This window comes from Vicinamibacterales bacterium (assembly GCA_036504215.1).
Lineage (GTDB): Bacteria > Acidobacteriota > Vicinamibacteria > Vicinamibacterales > Fen-181 > FEN-299.
On sequence record DASXVO010000033.1, the window covers coordinates 135,341 to 149,651 of the forward strand.

The window sequence follows — 14,311 nt, forward strand, 5'->3', positions numbered from 1 at the left end:
CATGTCTCGCGGCCGCGTGTACGACCCGCCGCCCGCGTGCGGCAGCCCGGGCGGTGTCCTCGAGCACAGCTACCAATGTGCCCCGACAGCGCCGATCGGCTGGAACAGCCGTTCGGCGGCGTACTCGTCGAAGGGACGACCAGTGGCAGCCCCCACCAGGGCCGCGAGCAGAATCGGCGCGCCGCTGACGTACTCCGACCTGGTTCCCGGTGGCTCACGCATCGGCCAGTCGAGGATCAGGCGAATCCAGTCGCCGCGGCGGAGGCGCCTCCCTCCCATACCACCGACGAGCGGCGCCGAAAACGACAATTCGCACGCCGCCCGCAAACCCGGGAGCCCATCCAACCGTCAAACTGGTGTTCACGATCCTCGGCGAACATTCATCCTCGGTTTGTCGTCTATGAAAAGCAGGCTGCTCGCCACGTCGGCCGATTTGTCTTCCCCGCCGCTCCCTGCCGGAGGTCCGTGCGTGAATTCCCGTTTCATTATTGCTCTCTCCCTCGTTCTGCCGAGTCTGGCAGGCGCCCCGGTCCTGGCTGGTCCCCCGACCGCCACGCCGTCCGGTCGCGCCGTGAACAGGATTGAGGCCGCGGAGATCCCCAATGGGCCCGCGAACGCCGTCAAGCTCGACGGTGAATTCAACGAGAGCGCATGGGAGCGGGTGGAACCTGTCCGCGGATTCGTTCAGCGCGACCCGAAGGAAGGCGCGGCGCCGACGTTCCAGACCGAGGTCCGCGTCCTCTACGATCGGAACTACCTGTACGTCGGCGTCCGGGCGTTCGACGACGACCACCAGAAAATCGTCGGCATCCGTACCCGACGCGACGAAGACTCGCCGTCCGACTGGATCCGCGTGATGATCGACTCGTACTACGACCGGCGCACGGCGTACGAGTTCGCGGTCAATCCCGCTGGCGTGAAGCAGGATCGGTACTGGTTCGCCGACTCGAACAGCGACTCGAGCTGGGATGCCGTGTGGGACGTGTCGGTGAAGCGCGACGACAAGGGCTGGACGGCCGAGTTCCGCATCCCGTTCTCGCAACTCCGCTTCGAGCCCGGCAAGCGCGACACCTTCGGGTTCGCCGTGCTGCGGCAAGTCGGGCGGTTGAACGAGACATCGTCATGGCCGCTCATCGCGAAGAGCCGGTCCGGGTTCGTCTCGCAGATGGGCGAGTTGGCCGGCCTGAAACTGGTCGGGGCGGCGAAGAAGCTCGAGATACTCCCGTACTCCGTCGGCCAGATCCAATCGCAATCGGTGGATGGCGCCAATCCGCTGGTGAGGTCCACCGATCCGTCTGGCACGCTCGGCGTGGACATGAAGTACGCCGTCACGCCCGGCTTGACGCTCACCTCGACGATCAACCCCGATTTCGGCCAGGTCGAAGCCGACCCGGCGGTCGTCAATCTCACGGCATTCGAGACCTTCTACCAGGAGCGGCGGCCGTTCTTCGTCGAGGGGTCCGGCAACCTCCGGTTCGATCTCGACTGCAACGACGGGCGGTGCACGGGGCTGTTCTACTCCCGCCGGATCGGGCGCCGACCGCATCGCGGCCCAGACGCGCCAGACGGCGGGTACGTGGCGACGCCGACCACCACGACGATCATCGGCGCGGCCAAGCTGACCGGGCGCGCGGGGGCCTTCGCAATCGGCGCGCTCGACGCGGTGACCGCCGGCCAGGACGCGCGGTTCGCGCAGGGCGTCGGCCGCTGGTCCGAGACCGTCGAGCCGACGACCAACTACACCGTGGTGCAGGCGAAGCGCGAATGGGCCAATCAGTCGTCGCTCGGGTTCGCGGTCACGAACACGGCGCGCCGGCTCAACCAGGACGTCAGCTTCCTGCCGTCCAACGCGACGACGGGCGGCGTGAACTGGGATTGGCGGCTGAAGGATCCGCGCTACTCGGTGACCGGCTACTGGGCGGGAAGCTCGGTGCGTGGCAGCGCGGAGGCCCTCGACGAGGTCCAGCGCAGCGCCGTCCACTATTTCCAGCGGCCCGACGGGGACTATCTCGGGTACGACCCCACGCGCTCGTCGCTCAACGGCCACGCCGGGTCGGTCGGCTTCCAGAAGATCGGCGGATCGAGGGTGCGATTCAGCTTCAACGGCAATTACAAGACGCCGGGCTTCGACGTCAACGACCTCGGATACCAGCGGCGCGCGGACGAGATCTCGCAGTCCGGCTGGGTGCAGATCCGGTGGGACACGCCCACCAAGTTGTACCGGAACGTCAGACTCAACTTCAACCAGTGGGCCGGCTGGAACTTCGGCGGCGATCCCCGGTTCAACGGCACGAACGTGAACGCGCACGTCGTGCTCACGTCGAACTGGTCTGCCGGCTCCGGCTTCAACCTGGAGGCTGCGGGCGTGGACGATCGGTCCACGCGCGGCGGCCCGGCCTTGCGTTCGAAGAGCGGCGGCAACATCTGGTACTACGTGCAGAGCGACAGCCGGAAGGCGGTCAACGGCGCGTGGCAGGGGTTCGTGTACCGCGACCAGTCGGGCGACACGTCGTGGGGGTTCGATCCCGAGATCACCTACCGCCCGACGGCGTTCCTCGCGGTGAGCGGCGGCGTGCACTTCGAGCGGATGAACGACGATACGCAGTGGGTGGAGAACGTCGAGAACGTTCTGTCCACCCGCTACGTGTTCGGCCGGATTCGCCAGACCACCGTGGGGCTGACGACGCGCTTCAACTACACCATCACGCCGAACCTGACGGTGCAACTCTACGCCCAGCCGTTCATCTCGGCCGGCGCCTACTCGAACTTCAAGGAAGTCGTGAAGCCGCGTGCGGCGACGTTCGGCGGCCAGTTCGCGCCGTACGCCTACGGCGGCGAGCCCGACTTCAACTACCGCTCGTTCCGCATGACCAACGTGGTCCGCTGGGAGTACAAGCCCGGCTCCGCCCTCTACATCGTCTGGCAACAGGTGCGGGAGGACACGGCGTCGATTGGCGCCTTCCGGTACCGCCAGGACCTGAACGATCTCTTCGCGCTGCCGGCGACGAACGTGTTCCTCGTCAAGTTCTCCTACTGGCTGAACTTGTAGCGGCCGAGAGCCGGCTCATCGCCCGGGCGCCACGACGTGCCCGACCCGCGCCGGCGCTGGCTCCACCCTCGGTGTCCTCGGTGCAGGTGGCGGCGGTTCGCTTCGTCTCACTCAGAATATAGCCGTTGACACTATATTCTTAGTGGCTATACTTGGCGCATGGCACACACGGCCGCTGACGTCGATGCCCTCCTGCCGCTCCCTCCCGTGACCTTCCACATCCTGATCGCGCTGGCCAAGGACGATCGCCACGGCTACGCGATCATCCACGATGTCGAAGAGCGCACGGGTGGGGCGCTCCGCCTGAGCGCTGGCACACTGTATCGATCCATCCAGCGTCTGCTCGAGCAGGGCTTGATCGTCGAGACTCGAGATCGCCCCGCGCCGGAACTCGACGATGAGCGTCGTCGGTACTATCGCATCACGCTCTTCGGCGCGGCCGTCGCTCGGGCCGAGGCGCGGCGGATGTCCGGGCTGGTCAGGATGGCGCGGGCCCAGGGGCTCGTGCTGGGGAAGGCATGATGCGCCTCTACTCCTGGCTCCTGCATCTCTACCCCGCGTCGTTCCGCGCCGAGTACGGCGGAGAGATGCGCGCGATCTTCGGGACTCGTCTTCGTCGAACCTCGGGACCGCTCGCGACGCTCCTGCTGTGGGCGGAGACGTTCGTCGAAGTGGCGTCGAATGCGGCGGCGGTGCACTGGGACATCCTCCTCCAGGATCTCCGATACACCGCGAGGACCCTGGCTCGCACGCCCGGCTTCACGCTCACCGCCATCTCCGTCATTGCGTTGGGCGTCGGGGCGAACACCGCCGCGTTCTCGGTCGCCGACTTCGTGATCGTGCGCCCGCTCCCCTACGCCGACGCCGACCGGCTGGTGAAGCTGTGGGAAGCTCCGCCGGATTACAACCAGCTCGAGGTCGCGCCGCCGAACTACCGCGACTGGAAGGCGAGCGCCACGTCGTTCGAGGCCATGGGCGCGTACTACGGGACCGCGGTCAACCTCGTGGGCGAAGGCGACCCGCAGCGCCTGCAGGCCTCCACGGTCACGGCCGACCTCCTGCCGATCCTCGGCGTCCGGCCGATCATCGGTCGCCTGTTCAGCGCAGCCGAGGAGCGCGAGGGCGCGACCGGGACTGTGGTGGTGAGCTACGGACTGTGGCAGACGCGGTTTGGCGGCGACGCGGGGCTCGTCGGCCGCCGCGTTCTGCTCGACGGCACGCCTCGCGTCGTCATCGGGGTCATGCCGCAGACGTTCCATTTCCCGAATCGCGAGGTGGCGCTCTGGATGCCGATGGGCATCGAGCGGCAGAACGATGACGACCGCACGAACAACTACTGGAACGTCCTGGCCCGGCTGCGGCCCGGTGTGACGCTCACGCAGGCCCGCTCGGACATGGGCGTGGTCGCCAGGCGCCTCCAGCAGCAGCACCCGAAGGAACTGGAGAAGGTCGGGGCGTCCGTGGTCCTGCTCCGCGAGGAATACTCGTCCCGGTCCCGGCTCCTGCTGCTCGCGCTCGGTGGCGCCGCCGCATGCGTGCTCCTCATCGCCTGCGCAAACCTCGCGAATCTCCTGCTGGCGCGAGCGCTGAACCGCCGGAAGGAACTCCTCGTTCGGTCCGCGCTCGGATCCGGCCGCGAACGGCTGGTCCGGCAATGGATCACCGAAAGCCTGATCCTGGCGGCGCTTGGGGGTACGCTCGGCGTCGGTCTCGCTTCGGCGGCTGTCCCTCTCCTGGCACAACTCGTCCCGACCACCCTGCCGATTGCCCAGTCGCCGTCGGTGGATTTGAGGGTGTTGCTCTTCGCGGCGCTCGTCGCCGCGCTGACGGGCATCGGCTTCGGCGTCCTGCCTGCGTGGCGGGCGGCGGGAATGCTCGACCTGGGCGGCCTGCGCGACGGTGCCCGATCGGGCGGAGGGCGGCGCGAACGCGCGCGTTCGGTCCTCGTCGTAACCGAGGTGATGGCGTCGGTCGTGCTCCTGGTCTCCGCCGGCCTCCTCCTGCGCACCCTGTGGAATCTGCAGGGAACCGACGCCGGGTTCGAACCCCAGGGAGTATTGACCCTGCAAACGGCGTTGCCCTTGCCGAAGTACGATTCGGCCGCGCGCCGGGCGGAGTTCTTCCGCGCCGTACTGACGGACGTTCGCGCGATTCCCGGCGTGTCGGGTGCGGCGTACATCACCGGACTGCCGATGGCGATGGGTGGCGGCGTCTGGCCGGTCACGATCCCGGGCGAGTCTCAGGGCCGCGTCGATGCGAAATCCGCGAGCAGCCGGTACGCGACGCCGGGATACTTCGCATCGCTCGGTATTCCCCTCCGACGAGGCCGTGACATCAGCGACGAGGATTCGGCCGAGCGGCCGTTTGTCGCCGTGGTGAGCGAGTCGTTCGCCAGGCGGTACTGGCCGGGCGGCGATCCGCTCGGCAAGCGGTTCACGTTCGGACCGGGCGGCACTCGCACCATCGTTGGCGTCGTCGGCGACGTGCGGGTACGCGGGCCGGAGCAGGCCAGCGAGCCGCAAGTCTATCTGCCGTACAGACAGGTGCTCGACGGACAGAGTCCCTTCTACCATCCGAGGGACATGGTAATCAGAACATCGATCCCCGCGTCGGCACTGGTTCCGACGATCCGCCGCATCGTTTCGCGAGTGGATCCGCAGCAGCCCATTTCGAACGTCCGGCCGATGTCGGACGTCGTCGCGGAAAAGACCGCGGCGAGATCGGTGCAGGTGCGAGTGCTCGGCGCGTTTGCGGCGATCGCGTTCCTGCTGGCGGCCGTCGGGATCCACGGCCTGCTGTCGTTCGCCGTGTCGAATCGGCGGCACGAGATCGGGGTGCGAATCGCGCTCGGCGCCCGGCGAAGCGCGATCGTCAGGATGGTCATGGGGCAGGGCGTCGCGCTGGCTGCCGCAGGCGTGATTCCCGGGCTTGCCATTGCCTATGCCGCCGGGCGCGCGATGGGGAGCCTCCTCGCGGGCGTCGAGCCCGGCGACGCTCCGACCTTCGCTGCCGCGGCGGCACTGTGCGTCGTCATGACGCTCGCCGGCAGCCTGCTGCCGACGCTTCGCGCTCTTCGCGTGGACCCGGTGGCCGCGTTCCGGTCGGAGGTGTAGCAGCTTCACCTGAGCGGCCGAGGCGTCTCGGCCGTGGGCTCACCGACCGAGTGGCACGGGCGTCTCGGCCGTGGGCTCACCGACCGAGTGGCACGGGCGTCTCGCCCGTGTCGAGTCCCGTCTCGGCCAGGAGCCGGGCCATGTCCTCTGGAATCGGCGCGGTGATGACGAGTGGGGCGTTGGTGATCGGATGCGGCAGTGACACTCGCCACGCGTGCAGGGCCTGTCGCGTCATGCCGTGGCACGCACGCGGCGGGAGCGCCGCGTAGACGTCGTCGCCAACGATGGGCCAGCCGCGCGATGCCAGATGCACGCGCACCTGGTGCATGCGGCCCGTCACGAGCTCGCAGTGCACCAACGAGAGATCTCCAGCCGGCGAGCACGACAGACGGGCGTAGCGGGTGGTGCTGTCCTTTCCTTCGGTTTCCGAGACGACGACACGCCGGGTGTCGGCCGGGTCGCGTCCGAGACGACACCGAATCTCGCCCGTTGGCGGCTCGGGCACGCCGTGCACGACCGCGAGGTACTCCTTCCGCAGTCCGGCCGGCGGCGGCAGTCGCATGGCGCGGATCACACGAGCGTGAGCGGCGGCCGATTTCGACACGAGCATCACGCCCGACGTCTGGCGGTCGAGGCGCTGCAGCAGGTGCGGATGCACGCCGGTCTCCTGCAAGTGCCAGAGGAGCGCGTTGAAGACGCTCCCGTCGGGATGCTTGTAGGCGGGATGGACGACGATGCCTGGCTGCTTGTTGACCGCAAGCAGGTGGTCGTCTTCGTAGAGGATGTCGAGCGGCAGCGCCTGAGGCCGATGCGAGCGCGCCGTCTTGGTGTCGCCGATATCGTTCATCGTCTGCCGTTCGTCGTTCATGTCGAGAGGGAAGCCACCCCGAACTGCCATGCGGCTGTGATAAACTACACCGTCTGTTCGGCGCGTGGCCAGTGGGTCGTGCCGGGCAGTCTCCCCGTGCGCGCCCGTAGCTCAGCTGGATAGAGCGTCGGCCTCCGGAGCCGAAGGCCACAGGTTCGAATCCTGTCGGGCGCGCCACTTCCCGTCCTTCCAAACAATCGCCCCAGACCCTGAGCGAGCGCAGCGCGTCGAAGGGTCGGGCGCGCCACTTCTCGTCCTTCCAACCAATCGCCCCAGACCCTGAGCGAGCGCAGCGAGTCGAAGGGTCGGGCGCGCCAGTCTTCGCAACGTTCCGGTCTGCTGCTCTCCTCACGTCGCTTCGACTGGGCAAGCTTCCTGCTCACCTCCAGCCCTTTTCGCAATTCCTCATCCGTCACGTTCAGGTACCGCTGCGTCTGCTGCAGGCTGGCGTGTCCGAGCATCAACTGGATGATGCGGATGTCCACGCCGTCGGCCCGCAGCCGAGACGATGGACGCCGCGCCTGGTGCTGGACTTCGTCGAGCACTGGGACGCGGCCGGCTCGGCGGGAACGTGGAGGTTCGCCGGGTGTGTCACCGAGCGACGGTTTCCGAAGACGTGTCCGTGGTCCGCGGAGCGTGAGCTCAAACGGACGGCTGCGCCACCAGGTGGAGGTCAGCCCGCTGGCGGATGTGCGCGAGCGCGGTGATCTCCCGGCGACTGGACGACTTCTCCTGAGAGGAGCCGCCTGCAGTGGCCTCGAGTTGCCTATGGTCGTTTCAACTGGTGAGTAGCTTCGCGAGGGGCGCTGACCGCGAGTCGCTGGAAGCGGTCCGCGTGGCCGACGCGGGCGCCGCGGAGGGTGGCGACTGATCGCCACGGGAAAGATGATCTCAAGTTAGGCACGAGACGTCCACTTGTCAAGTGACCGTCAGCCGCTGTGTGCACTGGCCCCCGTTTGCCTACGCATCTGGCACTGGACATCGTCCATGATATGCATACAATGCATATATGGCCGTCATCTGGGATCCCCGGAAGGCGAGCAGCAACCTCCGCAAGCACGGCGTTCGCTTCTCGGATGCCGAGGGAGTCCTGCTCGATCCCGGCGCATTGACTCGCGACGACTACACTGCTCAGGGCGAACAGCGATTCGTGTCGGTCGGCATGGACTTCACTGGTGAGCTTCTGGTCGTCGTTCACACCTACCGGGAAGAGAACGCTCGCCTGATTTCGGCCCGAAAGGCAACTCCTCGAGAGAGGCGGCAGTATGAAGAAGGAATACGACTTCAGCAAGGCGAAGCGAGGCGCAGTAGTGACCCCGCAGCCGGGCAAAACGCGCATCACCATCTACCTGGACAACGACCTGCTCGAGACGTTCCGAGACCGTGCCGACGCCGCAGGCCGGGGCTACCAGACGATGATCAATGAGGCCCTTCGCGAGCACCTCGGCCACTGGGCCAAGCCCGTGGACGCCGCCACGATCCGAAGGATCGTCCGAGAGGAACTGCGGAAGACCGGGTGAGACCTGTTGCTCATCCGGCGAGCTGAACACGGCTGCTCAGGTGAGAGGCGATCGTGCTAAGGCGAAGTAGCGACTGGAACGAAGGACGTGCCGAGGACCTGCGGCACAAGGCGTTCGCCCGCGAGTTCCTCCTCGCAGCCATTGACGAAGGAGTGTCGATCCAGGTTGCGCTGGGCAAGATCATCCGAGCAACGGGGGTGAAGGAGTTCGCGGTGACAGTGGCGATGGCACCTCCGAATGTTCTTCGGGCCATCAACGCGCGCCACAACCCTACGCAGGAGGCGCTCAATCGCCTGCTGCGGCCGTTTCGCCTGGCGCTGTCAACTCCGGGAATCGCTGGAACGATTTGAGCCGCCCGCCGCCTCGACTTCCAAGTTCAACACCAGTGCTCAAAACTGTTATCCTCTCGGACAGATGTCACCCACCGTCTTGCAAATCGGGCGGTACAGGTTCTTCTTCTTCAGCAATGAAGGCTTCGAACCGCCGCACGTCCAAGACGCCGCGTCGCTCGCGAAGTTCTGGTTGGCGCCGGTCGAGTTGGCGGCCTCGACGGGCTTCGCCTCGCAAGAACTGACTCGGCTGCGTGCCCTCGTCGTTGAACATCGGGAGGAATTGGTGGAGGCCTGGCATGAGTTCTTCGGTTCCTGAAGCACGTCCTCTCGCGCGTCGTGTCGAAGTCACCGCCGACGAACTCCGGGTGGACCTGGCCGATGGACGTCGCCTCGGCGTGCCTCTCGTTTGGTTTCCCCGGCTCATCTCCGCAGCCCCTGAGGCACGCGCCCGGTTCGAACTGCTCGGCGATGGTGATGGTATTCACTGGCCGGACGCGGACGAGGACATCAGCGTGGCAGGCCTGCTGGTCGGAGCACCGAGCGCCGGCCTTCGTCCGAGGGCGGCCTGATATGGGCGACCAACTCGCCTGAAGAACAGTTGGATGTGGCGCGCACGGTTGGTGCGAGGTGACGACGAGCTACTCGGCGAGTGGAGCGATTGTGGCAAGGCGAAGTCGAGACTGGAACGAAGGGTTTGCCGAGGACCTGCGGGACAAGATGCTCGCTCGCGAATTCCTGCTCGGCGCGATCGAGGAGGGAGTCGCCATCCAGGTCGCGCTGGGCAAGGTCATCCGCGCCATCAACCCGCGGCACAATCCCACCCAGGAGGCGCTCAATCGCCTGCTGCGGCCATTTCGCCTGCGTCTGAGTCTGGCGCCCATCGAGCGCCGTCGGCCAACGGCGGCCTGAAACACCTCGGTTCCTTGCACGCTTGAAGCACGCCCGCTGGCGCGTCGTGTCGAGGTCACCGCCGACGCACACCGTCAAATCGAGTGGGCTCAGGCCGTACAAGTAGATGCGGAGCAGATTCGTGGGCGCCCGTCGGCCGGTTTCGGCTCGTTGGCGGAGGGCGAGGACGCGGGGTCGCCGGCGATGAAGGTCATCGTGCCGGACTCGTTTGGGCCCATCGACTGGTGGTAACCCCGGAACCCACCACCGCCACCCTTCGTATGCCTCATTATGACGACAGGGGTCTCCGTGCCGCGGAAGCCACCCCGTCCAACCGGGTATCCGTCGATCGAAAGGCGCTGAGTGATGGAGAGGCTTGGAGAAGCGTCGCCACGTTTCACGGCCAGGATGGCGGGCGCCTTTGAAGCACTCGAGGGCCTGACGTCGGCGTTCGGCCAGGTGGTCGTTCTCGGCTGGCTCGTCGTGGCCGGCGACGCCGCAGCGACGGCGGCCAACATCCTCCGCCACCAGCCGTTGTTCTGGTTGGGCTTCGCATCCTCCCTCGTCGCGGTCGTCTTCCACATCGTCTGGGCGCTGCTCTTCTATGACCTGTTCAAACCGGTGAACAGGACGGTCTCATTGCTGTCCACCCTTGTGATCCTCGTTGGATGCGCGATTCAGGCGGTCACGTGCCTTTTGTATGTCGCCCCCTTGTTCGTCCTGCAGGGCGGCAGCTCCCTGCACGCATTTACGCCCGATCAGTTGCAGGCACTGGCCCTCGTGTTTCTGAAATTGAACGCTCGCGCGTTCGACATCTACATCGTGTTCTTTGGAGTCTGGTGCGTGCTGACCGGATACCTGATCTTCAGGTCGACGTTCCTGCCCCGGATCTTCGGCGTATTGCTGACGATCGACGGGCTCGGCTGGGTGACTTACCTGTACCCGCCGCTCGGACACTATCTATTCCCCATGATCGCTGCCGCCTCCGCGCTCGCGGAATTCCCGCTGCAGATCTGGCTCCTCGTGTTCGGCGTGAACCAGCAACGATGGAAGACCGCGGCAGCCACAGCCATGCTCCGGACCGGGCGGGGCGGTCAAACGGACGATTGACGGCGACCATTCGGACAGATGGCCACGCTGGCGCGACGATTCTGAGGAGAGAAGCTGCGATCGGCCGAGGCGGACGGCCTCGCCCTGGTGGAGAGCCGTTTCCATAGTGGCGGTGTCTTGCCGACCCACCGGCGATCGGGACGCGGCCAAGGCTCTGGAAGCACTCGAGGGAAAGAAACAGCCGCGATGAAGCAACGCAAATCCCCTCGACCTCTCGCGCTGGGAGTAGGGGCGAGGAGCGAAGAGGACACGCGGGCAAAGCTCGTCCGTCGCCTTCGCTCCGCGGGGTTCGCTGAGGAGCGATTCGGCAAGGGCAGCCTTCGGAAGTTCGTGCACCCTGTCACGAAGAAGGAAGTCTGGGTGTCGGTATGGCGCGAGCGCGGCACATTTGGCGGCGGTCAAACTACGACCGCTGGTAGTAGGCCGGCCACGCTGCATACGATGTCCGCGCACGTTGTTCTCCCTGCATGTTGGGGCTTCCCTTGAACCAGGAAGCCCCTTTTTCACGCCACTGGCCCTGCCACGTCTCGACCGCCCTCCGCTGATTGCTGGTGAGCCCGCGTCCCCGTTCGCCACGAGCAGAGGCGACAGCACCTGGGCGAACTCGCCGAGGGCGTCCGCCAGCGGCCTGAGCGCTTCGGCCGCTGCTTCCAGAGCGCAGGTTCGTTGCTGTTGATTGTCGAGCGGGGGCAGTAGTCGCAGGTCTGCGCTCGCTGCCGGCCCTCGTCGTCGCGTGTGGCGTAGAAAGTGAGCACCGCAGGTATCTCCTCGCTCAGACTCGTGGACTGATGGACAATGAGTGCTGGAGGTGACTCATGGGAGACAAAGGCAAGAAGGACAAGGAAAAGGGTCAGAAGCAGCACGCCGCGAGGGACAAGCAGGCGGAGAAGCAAAAGCAGGACAAGCAGCCGAAGCGAAACTCGTAGCGGCGGTTGCCACCTGGTGTCCCGTAACAGTAGAGAGGGGCACACGGCCACGGTCGATTCACCGCTGAAGTGGCGCCTCGCGAGCGCCGGGCGCGTCACTTCAGCGTGAACAGAACGACGGGGAACTCAGCCCTCTTGCCCCACTCACCGGAGCGGGCCTCGCCGCCGTCCACACGCACGATGTACGCCGAGCGTTCGGTCCGCGCGCTCGAACGGAACGCAGGACGCCCGGGCCGGTGCTACTCGTATCGCAGCGCCGTCATCGGGTGGACGCGCGAAGCGCGGAATGCCGGAACGAGCGCGGCCACGAAGGCGATGACGCCCAGCAGACCGGCGGCCGAGACGAACACCGCCGGGTCGTAGCCCTTCATCTCGAAGAGCAGCGACTGGGCGTACCGTCCCACCAGCGCCGCCAGGCCCAGGCCGACAGCGCCGCCCGCGATCGCCATGACCCCCATCTGGGAGAGGATCATCCGGCGAACGCGCTCGGGCGCGGCGCCAAGCGCCATGCGGAGCCCGATCTCCCGCGTTCGCTGCGCCACCGTGTAGGCCAGGACACCGTAGAGGCCCACCGCCGCCAGCAGCGTCGCCAGGCACGCGAACGACCCGGACAACACCATCAGCAGCCGGTCCATGAAGACGTTCTCGCGCACCTGCTGCTCCATCGTCCGCGGGCTCTCGACCGGGAGATTCGGATCGAGCCGCGCGACGACCCTCGGAATGGTCGCCAGCAGTTGCTCGGGCGCCAGGGTGGTCTTCACGTAGAAGTTCAGGAACCCCATCGTTTCGCCCTGCCGGTACGGCACGAAATACTGCGGCGGCGGCGTCCTCTTCACCTCGCTGTACTTGACGTTCGGCACCACGCCGACAATTTCGACGAGCGGAGACTTCGGTCCGTCCTCCTGGAAGTGCTTGCCGACCGCGTTCAGCGGGAGCTTGAACTTCCTGGTGAACTGCTCGTTCACGATGGCGACCCGAGCCCCATTGGCGGCATCGGCTCTCGTGAATTCGCGGCCCGCGAGAAGGGGCACGCCAAGGCTTCGGAAATACGCCGGTCCGATCTTGTTGAAGGAGGAGCCGTTGTCCACGTCCGGCCCCGACGGGAATCCCTCGACGTCCACGCCGTTGTTCCAGTTGTTGCCCGCCAAGATCGGCACGAGCCCGGCGGTGACGCCGGTCACCCCGGGCACCGCGGCCAGCGCGTCCTCGAGTCGCTCGAACAGCTCGAGCGACCGTTGCGGCGAATAGCCGTTCAGTTGTGGCGAGATGCCGAACGTGACCACCTGCTCGACCTTGATCCCGAGGTCCACCCGGCTCACGTTGTACAGGCTCTTCAGGAAGAGTCCGGCGCACACGAGCAACAGCATCGACAGGCAGACCTGCGCCGTGACCAGCGCGGTGCGGAACCTCGCGGCCGAACGCGCGCCGCTCGGCTGGCCCGACTGCCCCTTCAACGCGGTCACGAGGTTGGGCCGGGTGCTGTGCAGCGCGGGGAACAGGCCGAAGAACAGCCCGGTCGCGAGCGTGAGACCGACGGCGAACAGCATGATCCGCGCGTCAATCGAAAACGTCATCGTCTTCGCGGCGTCGGCGGGCATGAGCGCCACGATCGCGTCGAGCGTCCACCGCGCGACCAGGATGCCGAACGCCCCGCCCAGCAGCGCCAGAAGACTGGCCTCGGTGAGCAGTTGCCTGACGAGCCGCCACCGGCTCGCTCCGATCGACAACCGCAGCGCCATCTCCGCCGATCGGCCGGCCGCGCGGGCGAGGAGCAGGTTGGCGATGTTGGCGCAGGCGATGAGCAGCACCAGGCCGGTCACGCTCATCAGCAGCACGAGCGGCGTGTTCGCCTCCTTGTGCAGGTTGCTCTGCCCCCGCGGATCGACCACTCCGGTCACCCGCCGCGCCCGGAACCGCTTCATTGTCGGGTCGCTCATGCCCTTCTGGAGCGGCGCCTCGATGCCGTTGAGGATCGCGCGGTACGGCACGTCGATCGAGGCGAGCGCCCGTTCGACCGTCACGCCCGGCTTCAGCCTCGCGAATGCGTAGGCCCAGTAGGAGCGGCGGTTCTCCAGGCTGCCCTTCGAGTAGCTCTCCATCGTGTCGCGCATCGTGATCGGCACGAAGACCTGGGGCCGGTTGCCGAGCGTGGTCCCCTCGAATCCGCGCGGCGCCACACCGACGATCGTCATCGGCTGGCCGTTCACGATGAGCGACTGGTTCAGTACGCTCGGGCTCGCGTCGAACCGGGTCCGCCAGTATTCGTGGCTGAGGACGACGACGTGCGGTTCTCCCGCCGTGCCGTCGTCGCCGGCGCCGAGCAGCCTGCCGACGGCCGGTCGAACGCCGAGCACGGGGAAGTAACTGCCGGACACCAGCAATCCCTCGCCGTTTGCCGTCTGCCCGCGATACGCCAGGTTCGCACCGAATGCCCGGTGCGCGGCGATCCCGGTGAACACCGTCTGCACCCGCTGGAGGTCGCGAACCATCGGGTAGCTGAACACC

At 66.7% G+C, this 14,311-nt stretch carries 12 protein-coding genes and 1 tRNA gene; 10 read left to right on the plus strand and 3 right to left on the minus strand.

The features are described 5' to 3' along the window. Positions 1 to 69: 69 nt before the first annotated feature. Positions 70 to 279, minus strand: coding sequence for a serine hydrolase (locus tag VGK32_08575; protein HEY3381809.1), 210 nt, complete (start codon positions 277 to 279; stop codon positions 70 to 72). Between the two features lie 190 nt (positions 280 to 469). Between VGK32_08575 and VGK32_08580 the strand changes: the two genes are divergently transcribed. The 3 genes from VGK32_08580 to VGK32_08590 all read left to right on the plus strand — a co-directional run bounded on the left by VGK32_08580 (position 470) and on the right by VGK32_08590 (position 6,162). Beyond that, entirely contained in the window at positions 470 to 3,049 is a 2,580-nt protein-coding gene (locus VGK32_08580; GenBank protein HEY3381810.1) for a DUF5916 domain-containing protein, read from the plus strand. 159 nt (positions 3,050 to 3,208) lie between these two features. Continuing rightward, positions 3,209 to 3,571, plus strand: a complete 363-nt coding sequence (locus VGK32_08585) for a PadR family transcriptional regulator (protein ID HEY3381811.1) — start codon at positions 3,209 to 3,211, stop codon at positions 3,569 to 3,571. Then, positions 3,568 to 6,162 (plus strand): ABC transporter permease, encoded by a 2,595-nt coding sequence (locus VGK32_08590; GenBank protein ID HEY3381812.1) that lies wholly within the window; start codon positions 3,568 to 3,570, stop codon positions 6,160 to 6,162. The genes VGK32_08585 and VGK32_08590 overlap by 4 nt, the downstream gene beginning before the upstream one ends. Positions 6,163 to 6,238: 76 nt before the next feature. Here VGK32_08590 and VGK32_08595 read toward each other — a convergent pair whose 3' ends face one another. Further along, positions 6,239 to 7,060: an RluA family pseudouridine synthase gene (locus tag VGK32_08595; protein HEY3381813.1), complete on the minus strand. Its 822-nt coding sequence runs from the start codon at positions 7,058 to 7,060 to the stop codon at positions 6,239 to 6,241. A gap of 70 nt (positions 7,061 to 7,130) precedes the next feature. Here VGK32_08595 and VGK32_08600 point away from each other — a divergent pair. The 7 genes from VGK32_08600 to VGK32_08630 all read left to right on the plus strand — a co-directional run bounded on the left by VGK32_08600 (position 7,131) and on the right by VGK32_08630 (position 10,880). Further along, a tRNA-Arg gene (locus VGK32_08600) sits at positions 7,131 to 7,207 on the plus strand. Positions 7,208 to 8,295: 1,088 nt separating this feature from the next. Beyond that, the gene (locus VGK32_08605) at positions 8,296 to 8,550 is read left to right on the plus strand and encodes a BrnA antitoxin family protein (protein HEY3381814.1); all 255 of its coding nucleotides are present in this window, start codon (positions 8,296 to 8,298) and stop codon (positions 8,548 to 8,550) included. 53 nt (positions 8,551 to 8,603) lie between these two features. Then, a complete protein-coding gene (locus VGK32_08610) occupies positions 8,604 to 8,900 on the plus strand; it encodes a hypothetical protein (GenBank protein ID HEY3381815.1) in 297 nt (98 codons plus the stop codon). Positions 8,901 to 8,964: 64 nt separating this feature from the next. After that, on the plus strand, positions 8,965 to 9,198 hold the full coding sequence (locus tag VGK32_08615; protein ID HEY3381816.1) for a DUF4160 domain-containing protein: 234 nt from the start codon (positions 8,965 to 8,967) through the stop codon (positions 9,196 to 9,198). Next, positions 9,179 to 9,451 (plus strand): DUF2442 domain-containing protein, encoded by a 273-nt coding sequence (locus tag VGK32_08620; protein HEY3381817.1) that lies wholly within the window; start codon positions 9,179 to 9,181, stop codon positions 9,449 to 9,451. Before VGK32_08615 ends, VGK32_08620 begins: the two co-directional genes overlap by 20 nt. 91 nt (positions 9,452 to 9,542) lie before the next feature. After that, the gene (locus VGK32_08625; GenBank protein ID HEY3381818.1) at positions 9,543 to 9,791 is read left to right on the plus strand and encodes a hypothetical protein; all 249 of its coding nucleotides are present in this window, start codon (positions 9,543 to 9,545) and stop codon (positions 9,789 to 9,791) included. A 345-nt stretch (positions 9,792 to 10,136) separates the two neighbouring features. Continuing rightward, the gene (locus tag VGK32_08630; GenBank protein HEY3381819.1) at positions 10,137 to 10,880 is read left to right on the plus strand and encodes a DUF4386 domain-containing protein; all 744 of its coding nucleotides are present in this window, start codon (positions 10,137 to 10,139) and stop codon (positions 10,878 to 10,880) included. A gap of 1,165 nt (positions 10,881 to 12,045) precedes the next feature. On the opposite strand, the gene VGK32_08635 is transcribed toward VGK32_08630, so the two are convergent. After that, positions 12,046 to 14,311: ABC transporter permease (locus VGK32_08635; protein ID HEY3381820.1), on the minus strand; the 2,266-nt coding region annotated here is incomplete at its 5' end.